Origin of the sequence: Paraburkholderia sp. EG287B (assembly GCF_040965595.1) — a bacterium.
Taxonomy (GTDB): domain Bacteria; phylum Pseudomonadota; class Gammaproteobacteria; order Burkholderiales; family Burkholderiaceae; genus Paraburkholderia.
Map to the genome: position 1 here is coordinate 219,502 of NZ_JBFRCG010000013.1, position 16,485 is coordinate 235,986.

The following is a 16,485-nucleotide window of genomic DNA, read 5'->3' on the forward strand; positions in this document are numbered from 1 at the left end:
GTCTCTTACGGGAGAAGGGTGGAGAGCGGCTTGCCCGAAGCGAAGACCGTCTTCAGTTCAGCCTCAGTGACGGTGCGGTTCCAGAGCGCGAGGTCGCTGAACGACTGCACATCCGGGGGCGTAGCCGCGCACTTGCCAGGCGTGTAGGGCGGGGTATCCTTGCACGCGTTCATGTAGTACTGGCCTGTGCCGTCCTCGTTGAGGCCGAAAGCGCCGAGGCCCGGCAGCTTCGACGCGGTCACCGTGACCGGGGCCGTGTACTTCTCTTCGCCGAGCACCGGATCAAACACGTAGCCCGTCATGGTCTTGCCGACCGTGTCGATTGTGAATGCTACGTAGGCCCACTTGTTCGCGGTGATGGTCGCAGAGTTCATGTCGTTGCGCGTAGTCCCGTCGCCGATATTGAAGCGCACGTTACAACTCGTGCCAGAACCCGGGAACAGCGCGATCGTGAGACCGGGGTTGCCCCCCGAGTAGTAGTTTTTGTTCGAGAAGATTGGCGTGCCGTTGCCCGTGAGATTCTGGCAAGACGTCATGACCCAGAAGCCCATCGTGAACTGCGGCTGTTTCGTCACGTCGTTGTTCTGCACGAGCTTGTAGCCGTCGTACCCATTCGTGTCGACGATGTTCGTATCCACCTTGAGACCCTGGCCGCCAAACGGATCCGGCGTAAGCGAGCCGCCGTTCGCATCCGCCGCCCAGGGGCCGAGCGTGCTGGCCGCCATCTTGTCGGCGGCTGGCAGCGCGCCGAATGGATAGTATGTCGAGAGGCCGTTGGTCAGCGTCGTCGCGAGAGGGGGAGGCGGGGGCGGAGGCGGAGGGGGCGCCACATACTCGATCTGGATCAGCGACGCGAGCGGCGCATTGCCCGCGGCCACCACGTAGTTGAACGTATAAGCGCCGGTTGTGCTGACGCCGAGCTGGCTGTCCGTGTACGTCGTCGTGCCTGCAGGGAGCGTGGCGATCTGCTGGCCGTTGCGTAGCACCGAGATCGCGCCGCTCGAAGGCGGGGTCCAACTGAGCACCGTACTCGCATTGCCGCTGCCGGTGACACCGATGAGCTGCGACACCGGCTGCTGGCCGACCAGTTCGCCGCCGTCGAGCGCATACGTCACCGCGCTCGGCAGCGCACTCCAATAGGCGAGCAGCGTGGGCGTGATGTCTGCAATGCTGGCGCGGGTATAGAGGTCCGCGAGCGAGGTGGGGGCGGCCGGATTGGTGAGGCGCCCGTTGGGTTGCTGGTTGATGCCGATGAAGCTCGTCGACTCCGGCGCGAGTGGCAGGGCGTCGGTGCCACCCGCGGCATTGAGGCCGTGGCTGGTTGTCACGAGCACGAGCCAATTCTCCCCGCTGCGTTGCGACACGTCGCCGACGAGCGTGCCGATGGCACTGTCGAGTTGGGCGAGCGTGGCCGAATAATTCGACGAGTTGAGGCCCCAGTTGAGAGCGGCGTCTTCGGCGGAGTGATACTGGGCGACGACGAGCGAGTAGCCGTTGTCGATCATGCTCTTGCCTTGAGTCGTCACGCAGCTGTCGACTGAGGCGCAGTTGACCACGGTGTCGATGTAGCCGGCGTTCTGGTCGGGCGTCAGGATCGAGGCGAAACCAGGCGAATCGACGGCTGCACCCAACTTGCCCGCACCCGCGGACTTCAATATTGAGAATACGGTGGGCGCGTGCAGCGCCTGGTTTGGCGCGTCGGATTCGATCTGATGGCGGTCGGCCCAGGAACCGGTCACGATCGTGGCCCAGCCGGGCATATCGAGATTCGGTTGCTGGCTGAGCGTGCTGTTCACGCCGCCGCTATAGGCAGGCGCAATGTTCAGCTTCGCGAGGTTCGGCAGAGTGCCGCCCGAGATGCCCGCAGTGAGGGCGCTATAGGTCACGCCGTCGAGCTCGATTACGAGCATCTTGTTGAGAGTGCTGCTGGCTGACCCCGATGATCCGATCGCCGCGTTGCCTGAAAAGGTCCGGTTTGCCGCCGATTGCGTGCTCCCGCCGCCGCAACCGCTGAGCGCGGTGACGAGTGCGAGACCACATGCGGCATAGACGAATGCCTGTCTTGTCATGGTTATCCCCCTGCAAAGATTCGCCGGTGTATCCAGCGATTGAGGGCGATATTAGGCAGCGGGCAAGACGCCTATATTGCGTTCTGCGAAAGATCCCCGATTCACGTATCGGTTTTTTTTATGGGGAGGTCGATGGTCTCGGCCAACGTCGCCATGAATGTGGTGATGAGACGCGCGCCCGAACGGCTGCGCAGGTGATAAAGATATTCGTATACGGCAGGGCATTCCGGCTCGATGGACACGGAAACGAGCGCTGAGCCGAGGGGCACCTCGCCCGCGGGCATCAGGGCGCAGCCGAGGCCGAGGCGGATCGCTTCGCAGATCGCTTCGCGGCTGCCGATCTCGATGAGCGCCCGAGGCTCCACGCGGCGCTGCCCAAGCGCGGCCTCCGTTGCGTCGCGCGTGCACGAGCCCTGTTCGCGCAGCAGCAGCGTTTCGGCCGCGAGCACGTTCAAGTCGACGCTGCGCTGCCCCGCAAGCGGATGGCGAGGTTCGACGACGAGTACGAGCCGATCACTCGCGATGCGATGCAACTCGAGGCTCTCGTCGTCCACGTGATGCGATGAGACCGCGATATCGACGCGATGCTCCGTGAGCGCGTCGAGCACGGCTTGCGAATTGCCGATCTCGATGCCGATCTGGACGTGAGGATAGCGGCGACGAAATGCGGCGATGGTCGGCAGGACGTAGTAGGGGCCAGTGGTCCCGAGCCGGAAGCTGCCCGCGAACAACTCGCACTCGTTGCGCAGTACGAAGTCGATGTCGCTCTCCGCCTGCGTCATACGGTCAATGAACGGCATGAGCGCCGCGCCGGTCTTCGTCACGTCGAGGCGGCTGCCGCGCCGGTGAAAGAGTTGCACGCCGTACCGTTTCTCGAGCTGCTGGATGCGCGCTGTGACGGTAGGCTGACTTATCCCCAACCGTCGCGCGGCAGCCGTGACGCTGCCCTGTCGAACCGTTTCGTAGAATGCAGCAAGCAAAGGAGCGAGCATTTTCTGTTTTCCCAGACAGTATCCGGCGGGAGGGGATGCAGCATGTGGGCCGACCGTACACCACCAGTCCAGTCCCACGTTCGTGAGATACGTAAGGACTGGACGTTTTATCCGGGGCACGCGCTACCGAGTTACGAAGTCATTTCCTCGCGGTAGCGATTTGCATACGAGATAACCTGTGCTTCGCCGTTGCGAACACGCTGCCATTGAATTTTGGCTTTGCGGCCAGTACGCGTTGCACCGCCTCCGTCGCGAGGAGGTCTTCTGCGAAGGTGTCGTCGTACATTATCGCCCGACGCCTGACCGACTCGTCGCTGGCATGAGAATTACGGAAGGATTACGGAACGTGTCGAACACGATATGTGTTTCCGTTTGAGATACGGGGCGGGCGGCACCAGCGAACGCCAGTACGTCGTCCATTCCCATGAAGTTGACGGGAAAAACCATCAAAACAGTCAGACCTTTGGTACCGCCCGGCAGTTCTTCGATCTGCTCGATCGGAGGGCTGTCTTGCGACCATGCGTTCGCGTGGTTTCCTGGCAAGTCGTGTTCATTGTCCGTTTTCAGGCACGCGGAGATGGTGTGCGAGTGCAGGCCGGCGCTGCGATAGCACTCCGCCGTCTTGTCTGCGAAGAGGCGCCAATTGCCGGCGGGGCGTATTCCGTGCGGTCCACATAGATGTAATCTCTCACTCGGTCGCCGACATTCTGAACGATTTCCATGGCGTCGCCAAGATCCCGCAGCTTCGAATATGTGCGTCTGAGGTCGTCGCTGGCAAGTGGCGTGTATGTGCTCGAGGCGAGGTGTTCGCGCGCAGAAGATTTCGTTCGGTCGAATTGCTGCCCAGGCGCTTTAAGAAAAAGCTGTTACATAAGGCCACTCAGCAACCGCTTAGTTCTACGAGTCGAAGGAGTCGAGGGATTCAATGCGCGACTGTCTGCTTCACGCGGCGACAATAATCAGATTTGATTGAGTCGGCGCTTCGGGGATTGGGCCTGGAGTCCAGTGCGCCGGCGGCGCCACGAAGCGGCGATTGATTTGACGTCCTCGAGAACCTCGCTGTAGTGTCGCTCGTGAATGAAAAGTCGAGAGCCTGCACCATGATGCACGCGGTTCTTACCGCTCAAAAGCGGATAAAGCGTAAACACACCCGAATAAGTCGCCTCACGAAACGACAGCGGCGCGAGCGCATGCGAGTGCTTTCATTGTCAGCGTGTGCGCCGTTGCGGGTTGTAAAGGATAACCAGGCGAAATTCGCCTAGCCCTTGTGATTCAGCTGCGAGGCGGCATCGCGCAGCGCCGTGCGCAAGCCTTCCTCCACCACCGGGTGATAGAACGGCATCGCCACCATGTCGTCCACGCTTAGTCCCATCTGCACACTCCACGCGAGCAGGTGCCCGATATGTTCCGCCGCCGGTCCGAACCATTCCGCACCCAAGAAGCGCCGCGTCGCGCGATCCACGTACACGTGGCCGATGCCGTGGTTCTTGAGCATCACGCGGCTGCGGCCCTGGTCCTCGAAGCTCACGGCACCCGTCACGAAGCTGCCTTCCACCAGTTCTCGATGTGACTTGCCAACCATGGCGATCTGCGGATCCGAGAACACGATCGCAAGCGGCGCACGGCGCGCAACGGGTTCGACTGCGGGAAAGCGAGCCGCATTGCGGCCCGCGGCGCGGCCCTCGTCGGCGGCTTCGTGCAGCAACGGCAGCACGTCGTTCGCGTCGCCTGCCAAAAATACCGGCGCGGTGCCAACTTGCAGCGTAGCCGGGTCGAAACGCGGCACGCCGTGCGCGTCGAGTTCGAGCGAGGTGTTTGCGAGGCCCAGGTTCGCCACGTTGGGGTCCCGGCCCGTTGCTGCCAACACGTAATCAAACGTTGCTTCGGAGTGCGTGCCATCCGCGCGGGCGTACCGCAGCGTCACGCCCGCATCGCTGCGCGTAGCCGATACGACGCGTCCCTGCGTCTCGAACTGCATTTCCGCGCCGAACACGCGGTGCGCTTCGCTGATCAGACGCGGGTCCGTGAGCGGGCCTACGCTGCCGTGCGAGCCGCCGTACAACGTGACCCGCACGCCGAGCCGCGCAAGCGCCTGGCCGAGTTCGAGACCGATCACGCCCGCGCCGACCACCGCCACGCTGCGCGGCAAGTCCTCCCACGCGAACACGTCGTCGTTGACGATCAGCCGGTCGCCGAGTCCGCGGAGCGAGTCGGGCACCGTGGGCGTCGAGCCCGTGGCGATCACGACGCTTTTCGCGCGCACCTGCGTGTGCTCGCCAACCTGAAGCAGCCCGTCGTCGATGAAGCGGGCGTGCCCAATGAGGCGGTCCGCTTCGGGCAAGGCGAGCGTGCTGTCCACGACGAAACCGACGAACCGGTCCCGCTCGCTGCGCACGCGCTCCATCACGGCCCGGCCGTCGATTTCCATGCCGAGCGGATTCACACCGAAACGCGGCGCCATGGTCACCGCGTGCGCCGCCTCGGCCGCCGCGATCAGCAGCTTCGAAGGCATACAACCCACGCGCGCACACGTCGTGCCGTAAGCGCCGCCTTCAATGATGATTGCGCTTGCACCTTCCGCCTTCGCGGCGCGGTAGGCGGAAAGTCCGGCCGTGCCGGCGCCGATGATGGCGACATCCGTTCGCAGGGTTTGCATCGCGTTTCCTTGAGGGGTTCATGCATTCGTTTCCATGACCCAGTCTAGGAGGTCCACCCGCGCGGGTGAATGTCGGCGCTGCTCAAGTTCATGCCCGATCGTCTCACGGGCGGCGCGGCGCGAGCCGCCGGTCACTCGGGCATGTGCTGCGCGAGCCAGTCGATCAACACGCGCACCTTCGGCGGCAAAAACCGGTTGGGCGGATAGAGCATCCACACCGGGCCGCTGTACGCGCGGGGCTCCAGCGACCACTCGGGGAGCACGCGCACGAGCAGGCCGTCGCGCAGCGCATCCGCCGCCGCGAATTCGGGCAGGCTCGCAATGCCCCAGTCCGCAAGCGCCGCATCGCGCCGCGCGCCCACGTCGTTGGCGATATAGCGGCCTTTCACCTCGACGGCATGCGTTTGCGCGCCGCGCCGGAAGGTCCAGCGGTTGTCGTCGGGCGTTTCGCCGAGATAGAGGCAGTCGTGGCTGGCGAGATCCTTCGGGTGCTTCGGCGTGCCGTGCGCGCGCAGATAGGCGGGGGACGCGCACGGCATCCACTGCAGCGTGCCGAGCCGCCGCGCCGCGAGCCCCGGCGGCGGCGTGGGCGTAGGGCGAATCACGATATCGACGCTGTCGCGCACGGGATCGACGTCGCGGTCGGTGAAGATGATCTGCACCGCGACCTCCTCATACGCGCGCAGGAAGCCGGAAATCAGCGGATGAATGACGCTTTGCGCAAACGAAATCGGCGCGCTGATGCTGACGCGGCCATGCGGGCGGCCGGTCAGGCGGCTGGCGGCTTGCGCCGCGCTCGCGGCGGCTTCGAGCATGTCGGTGCAGTGACGGTAGACCTCGGCACCGGATTCCGTGAGCCGCAGGCTGCGCGTGGAGCGCTCCAGCAGGCGTGTGCCGAGCGCGCGTTCGAGCCGCTGCATCTGGCGGCTCACGGTGGAAGGCGTGCTGCCGAGCTGGCGCGCCGCGACCGAGAAATTACCGGCGTCGACCACGCGGGCGAAGGTGGCCAGATCGGGCAGCAGCGGCAGGAGGTCGGCCGGATTCATGGCAGGCAGGGCGAAGTCATCTGTGCACTTGGAGCATAAATGATGTTCCGTTGTAGCGGATTATCGCCGCGAAATCATTATCGGACAATGTGCCCGTTCCCGGCTCATCTGCAGGCTCGTTCCCCATGAATGCTCTGACCCGTTCTCGCACCGTCGATCTGCTGCTCGTGGCCGTCGCGCTCATCTGGGGCACGAGCTATGGCGTGGTGAAGGGTGCGTTGCTCGTCTACCCGGTGCTGGGTCTGCTCGCGCTGCGCTTTGGCATCACGTTCGTACTGTTGTCGCCCGCGTTGCGCGGTCTGCGTCATGTGACATGGCGCGAGCAGATCGGCGTGCTCGTCGCGGGACTCCTGCTGCTCGGCATCTTTCTGGCCGAGACGTTTGGCGTGTCGCTCACGAACGCCTCGAGTGCCGCGTTTCTCATCAGCCTGTGCGTGGTCCTCACGCCGCTCGTGGAGTGGGCGTGGCTCAAGCGCGCGCCGCGTCCGGTGGAATGGGCAGCGGCCGGCGTGTCGCTGCTTGGCGCGCTGCTCCTGACGGGCGGCCATGTGGCGGCGAGCCCCGGCGATCTGCTGGTCGTGCTGGCCGCGCTGCTGCGCGCACTGGCGACCTGCGCGGTCAAGCGCGTGATGAAGTCGGGCGCCGTGCCGGCGCTCACGGTGACGGCGGTCCAGTCCGCCGTCGTGGCGATCGGCTGCGCCGCGCTCGCGATCACTGTCGCGCCCGAACAGTGGCAACCGCTGCCGCACTGGCAGGGGCACGGCGTGTTCTGGGGCAGCGTGATCTATCTCGTGGCGGGCTGCACGCTGTTCGCGTTCTTCGTGCAGAACTATGCCGTGAGCCGCAGCAGCCCCACGCGCGTGGCGTTGCTGATGGGCAGCGAGCCGGTGTTCGGCGCGCTCTTTGCGTGCGTGTGGCTGGGCGAGCGGCTCACTTTGCCCGCGTGGATCGGCGGCATGCTGATCGTTGCCGCTTCGCTTTTCGCGCTCAAGCGCGAACCCCAGGCCGAGGCGCAGGTTGAAGCGCAGGACGCCGTGAAAGCGTAGGTTCGGCTCACATCCGCAAAGCTGATATGCAATTGCGAATTAACTGGTAGGGGATCGAGACGCAGGCTGTTCCAATGGGCATTTGGACCTTCGATGCCGCAGGAGCGAGCCTTACGATGGCGAAGACGAACAAACCCATTTTGCTCAACGCGTTCAACATGAATTGCGTGGGGCACATCAATCACGGGCTGTGGACGCACCCGCGCGACCGCTCGACCGACTACCGCACGCTCGCGTACTGGACGAATCTCGCGCGCACGCTGGAGCGCGGGCTTTTCGACGGGCTTTTTCTAGCGGACATCGTGGGTGTCTACGACGTCTATCAGCGCAACGTGGATGTGACACTGCGCGAGTCGATCCAGTTGCCGGTGAACGACCCCACACTCGTCGTGCCGGCCATGGCCGCCGTGACCGGGCATCTCGGCTTTGGCGTGACGGTGAACCTCACTTACGAGCAGCCTTATTTGCTGGCGCGGCGCTTTTCGACGCTCGATCACCTCACGCAAGGCCGCATCGGCTGGAACATCGTGACGGGCTATCTGGACAGCGCGGCGCGCGCCATGGGACTCGAGCAGCAGCTACCGCACGACGAGCGCTACGACCGTGCGGACGAGTACCTGGAAGTCCTCTATAAACTCTGGGAGGGTAGCTGGGAAGCGGACGCCGTGCGGCGGGACAAGGCCGCGCGTGTTTTCGCCGATCCTGCGAAACTGCATCGCGTGGAGCATGCCGGGCGTTACTACCGCGTCGACGGCTATCACCTGGCGGAGCCCTCGCCGCAGCGCACGCCGGTGCTGTTCCAGGCGGGCAGTTCGGGGCGCGGGCAGCGCTTTGCGGCACGTCACGCGGAATGCGTGTTCATTTCGCCGCCCGGACGCGCTGCCGCGCGCGAGACGGTGCGTGCGCTGCGCGAACAACTGGTGCAGGCGGGGCGCCGGCCCGACGACGTGAAAGTCTTCGTTGGCGCTGCGGTGGTGGTGGGCGCGACCGAGCGTGAAGCGCGCGAGAAGTATGCCGACTACCGCCAGTATGCGAGCCGCGAGGCGGGGTTGGCGCATTTCGCGTCGAGCACGGGCATCGATTACGCGCAATACGATCTCGACGCGCCCGTGGATTACGCGCCGGGCAACGCGATCGAATCTGCCACGCGCACGGCGAAGCAACATGGCTGGACGCGGCGCAAGCTGCTCGAGATGTTCGAACTGGGCGGGCGCTATCCGGCGATTGTTGGCAGCGCTTCGCAGGTGGCGGATGAGCTGCAGGCATGGATCGACGAGGCGGATGTGGATGGCTTCAACTTGAGCCGCACTGTCGTGCCCGAGAGCTATGAGGATTTCGTGGATCTCGTCGTGCCGGAGTTGCAGGCGCGCGGGCGGTATAAGACGGCTTATGCGCCGGGGACGTTGCGGGAGAAGTTGTTTGGTGGTGAGGCTACCTTGCCGCAGCGGCATGCTGGGGCGGGGTATCGGTGGGGGACCGAGGTGGTTTGATTGGGATTTTTTGTTGGAATCTTTGGTGCTTTTGGCCTTTCCTTGTGTTCGAGAAAACAAGGAAAGGCCAATGGGAGAGGCCAAAGCGCCGAGGAGCCGCGAACAAAAAACATGACGGCGCTCCGCGGCAAACCGCACCCACCCCCTTACTGCTGCGGAGCATCCTTCCAGGCAGGCAGCGTAGCCCCGTGATAGACAGCAATAATCTCGGAAGCGACATTAGGCTGCTGATAGCTCTCCACGAGCGCATGCACCCAAGCCGCGTTGGCATCCTTCTCATTCACGGCAATGAAGTTGCGGTAAGGATTGCCCGTCACCTTCTCCTGAGCAATCCGCTCCTGTGGAATCTTGATCCCCGATTTCACGGCCCAGTCCGTATTGACAACGGCCGCGTCCAGATCGCCAATCGCTCGCCCGACAATACCCGAATCGAGTTCCTTGATATGGATATTCTTCGGATTCTTCGCGATGTCGCGTGCGGTCGGCAGCAGGCCAACGTTGTCGCGCAACGTAATGAGCCCCTGCGCCTGCAACAGCAGCAGCGAGCGGCCTTCGTTGCTCGGATCGTTCGGTACGCCAATGGTCGCGCCCTGCGGCAGGTCCGCCACCGACCTCACCTTGCGCGAATACAGCCCGATCGGCTGCACGTAGGTAAAGCCGACAGGCACGATCTTGTAGCCGCGCGCCTTGATCTGCGCGTCGAGATACGGCTTGTGCTGGAACGAATTGGCGTCGAGGTCGTGGCTCGAAAGCGCTTCGTTGGGCTGCGTGTATTCGGAGAACGTGGTCACCTTGATCGTGAGGCCGCGCTTCGCGGCGTTGGCGGCGACCACGCGCCAAACGTCCTCGTCTTCACCCGACATGATGCCCACGCGCAACGTCTGGTCGGCCGCGTGTGCGAGCGTCGCGCCCCCGAAACTTACGCCCAGCGCGAGCGAAGCCAGCATCGCGCCCAGCAATGTTCTTTTCTTCATAGGATCCATTATTCGAAGCGTTGTGGATAAGGCGATGCTAGAGAGCGCACGGCAAGCGGACAACCAATTTTCGGAGGATTGCTTAGCTATATTCGTCGTTTTGCGGCGCGCAGCGGCGTGGCTAGGATGCAGCGATTCCATCCATCACGCGAGTCTCGTTCCATGTCCACTCTCGCCGTTCCCGCTTCTGAACTCGTCGAAGCCGCCGGGCTGGCGCAAGCCCCGCAACATGCCGTGATCCGTTCCGCTCGGGACGTCTCCCGCATCGTCAACGCCGGGGCCGCGCAGGGCAGCAACGCGCGCATCGTGATCGCCATCGCACTGGGCGGCGTGTTTCTCGATGCCTACGATCTCACCTCGCTCGCCTATGGCATCAAGGACATCGCGCGCGAATTCTCGCTGTCGCCCGTGCAGGTCGGCTTCGTTTCGGCGGCCATTACGTTCGGCGCGATTCTCGGCGCCCTGTTCGGCGGCTATCTCACGGACCGCATCGGACGCTACCGCGTATTCATGGCCGACATGCTGTTCTTCGTCGTGGCCGCGATCGCGGCCGGCCTCGCACCCAACGCCTGGGTGCTGGGCGGCGCACGCTTTCTCATGGGCTTCGGGGTGGGGCTCGATCTGCCGGTCGCCATGGCGTTTCTCGCCGAGTTCTCGCGCGTGGCGGGCAAGGGCAACAAGGCGGCCAGCGTGGCCGCGTGGTGCCCCGCGTGGTACGCGGCCACGAGCACCTGCTATCTGCTCATTCTCGGCCTCTATGCGATCCTGCCCGAACATCAGCTTGGCTGGCTCTGGCGCATCACGCTCGCGTTCGGCGCGGTGCCGGCGCTCGTCATCATCGCCGTGCGCAGCCGCTATATCAGCGAGTCGCCCGTGTGGGCCGCGAATCAGGGCGATCTGGAAGGCGCGGCGCGCATTCTCAAGCGCGCGTATGGCGTGGATGCCGTGGTCGAACGCGCTGACGCGCCCACGCGAGCGCCGCGTGCCGCCTCGTGGCGCAACTATGGCGTGCTTTTCAACGCCACGTATCGCCGCCGCACGATACTGGCCGCAACGATCGGCGCGGCGTCTTCGTTCGGCTACAACGCGATCATCTTCGGCCTGCCCGTGATCATCGCGAGCTTTCTCCAGCAGGGTCCGCTCACCACCATCGTCGCTTCGCTCACGCTCAACCTCTTGTTCGCATTCGTTGGCGGGTTGATCGGCGTGCGTACCGCGCCCACTGTCGGCGCGTGGAAAATGACCGTGCTCGGCCACACGCTGCAGTTCGTCTCGCTCATCGGTCTCGCACTGATCGGCCATCCGGGCAGCGGCGTTTTCGTCGTGCTCGCCATACTGCTGCTGGGCGGCTATCTGTTCGGGCAGGGGTTCGGTCCCGGTTCGCATTGCATGACCTATGCATCGCTCAGTTATCCGACCTCGCTGCGCGGCATTGGCGTGGGTTTCAATCAGACGCTCGTGCGCTCCGCCTCCACGGTGTCGCTATTCCTGTTTCCCGTGCTCGCCGCGGCGCTCGGCACGAAGGTCTTCTGGGTGATCGCCATCGCGCCGCTCGCTTCGCTGCTCGTGCTGCTCGCGATCCGGTGGGAACCCTCGGGCTACGACATCGATAGCGAAGACTACGCGGATGCGCCTGACGTTGCGGCTCAACGCAGCTCGGTATAACCCTGTTGGGCGGCGGTGTTTTCGAACGCCTCGATCTCGGCGTACGCCTCGCCAGTGAGCCTGGCGAACCCGCGCAGCCGCAGCTTGTGCGCACGTTCGGGGTCGGCCGAAAGTGCGGCGTCGAGCGCATTACGCAGCGCTTGCGCCTGATCCTCGCCGAGCGCGCGTGAGGCGATCAGCGGAAGGCCGGGGGCGCTGGCTGTCATGCCGATGGTTTGCACGCCGTCGAACCGTTCGGGGTGCGAATCGTGCAGCAATGCGAACGTGACGCAGTCGATGGCGCCCACGTCGGCCGCGCCGCTCGCCAGCGCGCGTAAGGTGGCCGCGTGCGAGCCTGTCCAGCGCACCGAGGCGAAGAAGCGGCCGTCGCGTGCGAGCGGCGCCACTGCGTGGCGAAACGCGTTCATGCCACTGTGCGAATCCGCGCTGTTGCATGCGGCGCGCAGGCCGCGGCACGCTTCGAGCATTTGCGCGCCGCGCTCCCACGCCTGCGCCGAAACGGCGAGCACGCTTCGATAGCGCGGGCCTTCGCAACCGGGTGCGTCGAATATCGGGGTCGCAATCAGACGGACGTCGTTGGCGAGTCCGAGCATGCGGTACGGATACCCGCAGGTCTGCGAGAGCAGCAAGTCCTCGCGGCGCCAGTGAGGCATGAGTTCGCCCTCCGGCGCGTTCTCGATCGCGATGTCGCCCATGTCGAACGAGCGCGCAACGATGGCCAGACTGTCGCTCAATAGCGAGCGCCATGCCGCCGCATGTTGCGGCGTCACGTTGTACATCGGCAGGGAGGCGATCCAGCGGGTCATCGGCGCATTCTACGCCGCACGCACGTGGCGCGTCGCGCAGCGCGGTGAGATAAGCAAATGGCAATTCGTTGGTTGGTGAAGCGCCGCGCGTTCGGTAGGGTGAGGACCTGCGTTGCTTTGCTCTCCGTATGGAGTGGCACCATCCTTCATCGCGGGAGCTGGCGAACATGGCCGAATACTTCGACGCAGACCACGCGCGGGAAGTCGCCGCGCTCGCCACCGGGTTCACAGCACGCACGGAATGGCCCACGTGGCTGCTGATCGCCGTGATCTACGGCGGCTGGTTCGCGTTGCTGGCGTTCGTGCGTGCAGGTCTGCTCACCCTCGTGGCCGCCACGCCATGCCTCATCGTGCTGTGCGCCTGGCATATGTCGCTCCAGCACGAATTGCTGCACGGTCATCCCACCCGGTTCGCCTGGCTGAACATGGCGCTGGGCTGGCCGCCGCTTGCTATATGGTTTCCCTATGCGGTGTACCGCGAGAGCCATATGGCGCATCATCGCGACGAAGCGTTGACCGTGCCCGGCATCGACCCCGAAACGAACTACGTGCAGCACGCGCAGTGGGCCCGCCTGCCGCGCTGGCATCGCGTGCTATGGCACGCACGCAAGAGCTTCGTGGGCCGGGTGGTGATCGGGCCGCCGATGAGCGTGGCCGCCATGCTCGCCGGCGCGGCGAAAGCGCTGCGAAGCGGCGACTGGCGAGACGTGCCGATGTGGCTCGCGCACTGCGCAGCTGTCGTGCTGCTGCTCGCGTGGGTGCAGCGTTACGCGGGCGTGCCCTGGTGGTGGTATCTCGTCGCTGTCAGCTGGCCCGCGCTCGGGCTCGCGATGGTCCGCTCGCTGTACGAGCATCGCGCGGCGTCGCATCCCAAGGCGCGCATCGCCATCAACGAGGCCGGGCTCGTCATGCGCTTTCTGTATCTGAACAACAACTATCACCTCGTGCACCACGATCTGCCGCGCTTGCCGTGGTTTCAGCTGGCGCGCGCCTACCGCATGCGGCGCGACGACTATCGGCACAAATGCGGCGGTTTCGTGATCGAAGGCTACGCCGCGCTGCTCAGGCGTTACGCGTGGCGCGCGACGGATGCCCCCGCGCACCCGTTCGGCGACAACACCGCGCAGTGACGTTCACTCGCGGAACCGTTTGAAAAAGCGGCGAATGTCCGCCGCGAGCAGATCGGGCTCTTCCATGGCGGCGAAATGGCCGCCGCGCGGCATCTCGGTCCATTGCGCGACATCGAACACGCGCTCGAGCCACGACCGCGGCGGGTGATTGATCTCCCTGGGAAAGCGCGCGAAGGCGACGGGCGGCGCCACGCGTTGCCCGGCCGCGAAGCGAAACGGCTGGAGACGATTTTCCCAGTACATCTGCATGGACGTGCCGATGCTGCCCGTGAACCAGTACAGCGAAAGGTCCGTCAGCAAGGTGTCCTTCGAGAACCGGCGCTCGATGTCGCCGTCGCAGTCGCTCCATGCGCGAAACTTCTCGCCGATCCACGCGGCCAGCCCCGCGGGCGAGTCGTTGAGCGATGCTGCCGCCGTTTGCGGCTTCGTGCTGTGCATATGCGCGTAGCCGCCCTCCAGCGCTGCCCAGTCGGCCTTTTCGCGCAGATAGTCCTGTTCCGCCTCAGTGAGCGGGGCCTGCGCGGCATCGATTGCAGGCTCGTACGAGCTGGGCAGGAAGTTCAGGTGGATGCCCTCCACGGCCTGGCTGTGCCGCGCGGCGAGCGCGATGGACACGCCCGCGCCGAGGTCGCCGCCCTGCGCGCCGAAGCGCTCGTAGCCGAGACCGCGCATCAGCGCGGCCCACAGGTCTGCGATCTGGAACGCGGAGGTGCCGGGTGTCGCCGGCGCGGGTGAAAAGGCAAAGCCCGGTAGCGACGGGGCGACGACATCGAACGCATCGGCCGGGTCCGCGCCGAATGCGGCGGGGTCGCAGAGCCGGTCGAGCAGCGCATGGAATTCGACGAACGAGCCCGGCCAGCCATGCGTGACGACGAGCGGGTAGGGCTTCGGGCCCGCGCCGCGCCGATGCACGAAGTGCACGCGCTGGCCGCCTGCGCCACCCGCACCCCCCACTTCGGCCATGAACTGCGGCAACTGGTTCAGCGCGCGTTCCGCGGCGCGCCAGTCGTATTCATCTGCCCAATACGCGACGAGCTCGCGCAGCCACGCATTATCGGCCCCTTGTTGCCACGCCGGCGACGGCGTAGCGTTGGCCCAGCGTGTGGCGCGCAAACGCCGGCGCAGGTCGTCGAGTGCCTCTTCGGGTACGCGAATTTCAAATCGGTCGATATGCATGGTGGTTCATCCGCACGCTGGCAGGCCGGGGAGCTGACCATTATGAGCGAATTCGCCGCCGCGCATCGGCCGCCCCCAGCGACCCTTCGAATTCCATCCATCGCTTACCAGATGTTTATCGAGGCATCCATTTCATTTATCGGCGTTTGGGCAGCGCGGCGGGGCCACGCGACGCCTCATCGGGGCAGCGCGGCGCGGCGCAAACCCTGCAGCGTCCGTGGTTTCCGCTATTTTCAGCCGTCGGCTGCCGCACCCGCTTATTGGCATGAGCGGTATTTTTTGCGCAATCTAGGTAATAGCCCTGGCTACTAGCGCGGTGGGGCCAATTCGTACCGTAGCGCAACGATTCGAATCAGCAGCAGAGGTCCCAATGATCATCGACATTCACGGCCACTACACGACGGCGCCCGCAGCGCTGGAAGCGTGGCGCAAACGCCAGATAGCGGGCATCGCCCATCCGTCGGAGATGCCGAAGGTATCGGAGCTGAAGATCAGCGACGACGAATTGCGCGCATCCATCGAACTCAATCAGCTCAAGCTGATGCGCGAGCGCGGTCTCGACCTGACGATTTTCAGCCCGCGTGCAAGTTTCATGGCCCATCACATTGGCGACTTCGAGGTGTCGAGCACCTGGGCCGCCATCTGCAACGAGTTGTGCCACCGCGTGAGCGAGCTTTTTCCCGACCATTTCGTGCCGGCCGCGATGCTGCCGCAAAGCCCGGGCGTCGATCCCGCCACGTGCGTGGCGGAACTCGTCAAATGCGTGGAGCAGTACGGCAACGTGGCGGTCAACCTGAATCCCGATCCCTCGGGCGGCCACTGGACGAGCCCGCCGCTTTCCGATCGCCGCTGGTACCCGATCTACGAGAAGCTCGTCGAATACGACATTCCCGCGATGATCCACGTGAGCACGAGTTGCAACGCGTGCTTCCATACTACGGGCGCGCACTACCTGAACGCGGACACGACCGCATTCATGCAGTGCCTGACGTCGGACCTGTTCCGCGACTTCCCCACGCTGCGCTTCGTGATTCCGCACGGCGGCGGCGCGGTGCCTTACCATTGGGGGCGCTTCCGGGGCCTCGCGCAGGAGCTGAAGAAGCCGCCGCTCAGCGAGCATCTGCTGAACAACGTGTTCTTCGACACCTGCGTGTATCACCAGCCCGGCATCGACCTGCTCACGCGCGTGATTCCCGTGGACAACATTCTGTTCGCGAGCGAGATGATCGGTGCGGTGCGCGGCATCGATCCCGAGACGGGGCACAACTACGACGACACGAAACGCTATATCGAAGCTGCGCATGTGGATGCCGCGGATCGCTACAAGATCTATGAAGGCAACGCGCGCCGCGTGTATCCGCGCCTCGACGCGCGGCTGAAGGCAAAGGGGCTGTGAGCGCGCACGCTGCGGCTCGCAAGCCGTGCAATACCAGCG

The 16,485-nt window shown here is 64.7% G+C and carries 12 protein-coding genes and 1 pseudogene; 5 read left to right on the top strand and 8 right to left on the bottom strand.

Going from position 1 to position 16,485, the window contains the following annotated elements:
• Window positions 1–5 precede the first annotated feature (5 nt).
• From AB4Y40_RS24880 to AB4Y40_RS24900, 5 genes and pseudogenes are all read right to left on the bottom strand, one after another.
• Window positions 6–2,069: a LamG-like jellyroll fold domain-containing protein gene (locus AB4Y40_RS24880; RefSeq protein WP_368690067.1), complete on the bottom strand. Its 2,064-nt coding sequence runs from the start codon at window positions 2,067–2,069 to the stop codon at window positions 6–8.
• A gap of 101 nt (window positions 2,070–2,170) precedes the next feature.
• A complete protein-coding gene (locus AB4Y40_RS24885; RefSeq protein WP_342923123.1) occupies window positions 2,171–3,061 on the bottom strand; it encodes a LysR substrate-binding domain-containing protein in 891 nt (296 codons plus the stop codon).
• A gap of 1,097 nt (window positions 3,062–4,158) precedes the next feature.
• Window positions 4,159–4,257 (bottom strand): annotated as a pseudogene (locus AB4Y40_RS24890) (quinone oxidoreductase); the annotation flags it as partial.
• Window positions 4,258–4,319: 62 nt separating this feature from the next.
• Window positions 4,320–5,717, bottom strand: a complete 1,398-nt coding sequence (locus tag AB4Y40_RS24895; RefSeq protein ID WP_368690068.1) for a dihydrolipoyl dehydrogenase — start codon at window positions 5,715–5,717, stop codon at window positions 4,320–4,322.
• A gap of 131 nt (window positions 5,718–5,848) precedes the next feature.
• Window positions 5,849–6,763 (bottom strand): LysR family transcriptional regulator, encoded by a 915-nt coding sequence (locus tag AB4Y40_RS24900; protein ID WP_368690069.1) that lies wholly within the window; start codon window positions 6,761–6,763, stop codon window positions 5,849–5,851.
• 125 nt (window positions 6,764–6,888) lie between these two features.
• On the opposite strand from AB4Y40_RS24900, the gene AB4Y40_RS24905 reads away from it, so the two are divergent.
• Both AB4Y40_RS24905 and AB4Y40_RS24910 read left to right on the top strand, forming a co-directional pair.
• Window positions 6,889–7,809: a DMT family transporter gene (locus tag AB4Y40_RS24905; protein ID WP_368690070.1), complete on the top strand. Its 921-nt coding sequence runs from the start codon at window positions 6,889–6,891 to the stop codon at window positions 7,807–7,809.
• 116 nt (window positions 7,810–7,925) lie between these two features.
• Complete coding sequence (locus tag AB4Y40_RS24910; protein ID WP_368690071.1) at window positions 7,926–9,299, top strand: LLM class flavin-dependent oxidoreductase; 1,374 nt, start codon at window positions 7,926–7,928, stop codon at window positions 9,297–9,299.
• Between the two features lie 146 nt (window positions 9,300–9,445).
• Here AB4Y40_RS24910 and AB4Y40_RS24915 read toward each other — a convergent pair whose 3' ends face one another.
• Entirely contained in the window at window positions 9,446–10,246 is an 801-nt protein-coding gene (locus AB4Y40_RS24915) for a MetQ/NlpA family lipoprotein (protein ID WP_368690172.1), read from the bottom strand.
• A gap of 189 nt (window positions 10,247–10,435) precedes the next feature.
• Between AB4Y40_RS24915 and AB4Y40_RS24920 the strand changes: the two genes are divergently transcribed.
• Window positions 10,436–11,938 (top strand): MFS transporter, encoded by a 1,503-nt coding sequence (locus AB4Y40_RS24920; protein WP_368690072.1) that lies wholly within the window; start codon window positions 10,436–10,438, stop codon window positions 11,936–11,938.
• Here AB4Y40_RS24920 and AB4Y40_RS24925 read toward each other — a convergent pair.
• Complete coding sequence (locus tag AB4Y40_RS24925) at window positions 11,920–12,744, bottom strand: phosphate/phosphite/phosphonate ABC transporter substrate-binding protein (RefSeq protein ID WP_368690073.1); 825 nt, start codon at window positions 12,742–12,744, stop codon at window positions 11,920–11,922. The two genes, AB4Y40_RS24920 and AB4Y40_RS24925, sit on opposite strands and share 19 nt — an antisense overlap.
• A 167-nt stretch (window positions 12,745–12,911) precedes the next feature.
• Between AB4Y40_RS24925 and AB4Y40_RS24930 the strand changes: the two genes are divergently transcribed.
• The gene (locus AB4Y40_RS24930; RefSeq protein ID WP_368690074.1) at window positions 12,912–13,874 is read left to right on the top strand and encodes a fatty acid desaturase; all 963 of its coding nucleotides are present in this window, start codon (window positions 12,912–12,914) and stop codon (window positions 13,872–13,874) included.
• A 3-nt stretch (window positions 13,875–13,877) separates the two neighbouring features.
• On the opposite strand, the gene AB4Y40_RS24935 is transcribed toward AB4Y40_RS24930, so the two are convergent.
• A complete protein-coding gene (locus AB4Y40_RS24935) occupies window positions 13,878–15,050 on the bottom strand; it encodes an epoxide hydrolase family protein (RefSeq protein ID WP_368690075.1) in 1,173 nt (390 codons plus the stop codon).
• A gap of 370 nt (window positions 15,051–15,420) precedes the next feature.
• Here AB4Y40_RS24935 and AB4Y40_RS24940 point away from each other — a divergent pair, with 370 nt between their 5' ends.
• Window positions 15,421–16,446: an amidohydrolase family protein gene (locus AB4Y40_RS24940; protein WP_368690076.1), complete on the top strand. Its 1,026-nt coding sequence runs from the start codon at window positions 15,421–15,423 to the stop codon at window positions 16,444–16,446.
• Window positions 16,447–16,485 lie beyond the last annotated feature (39 nt).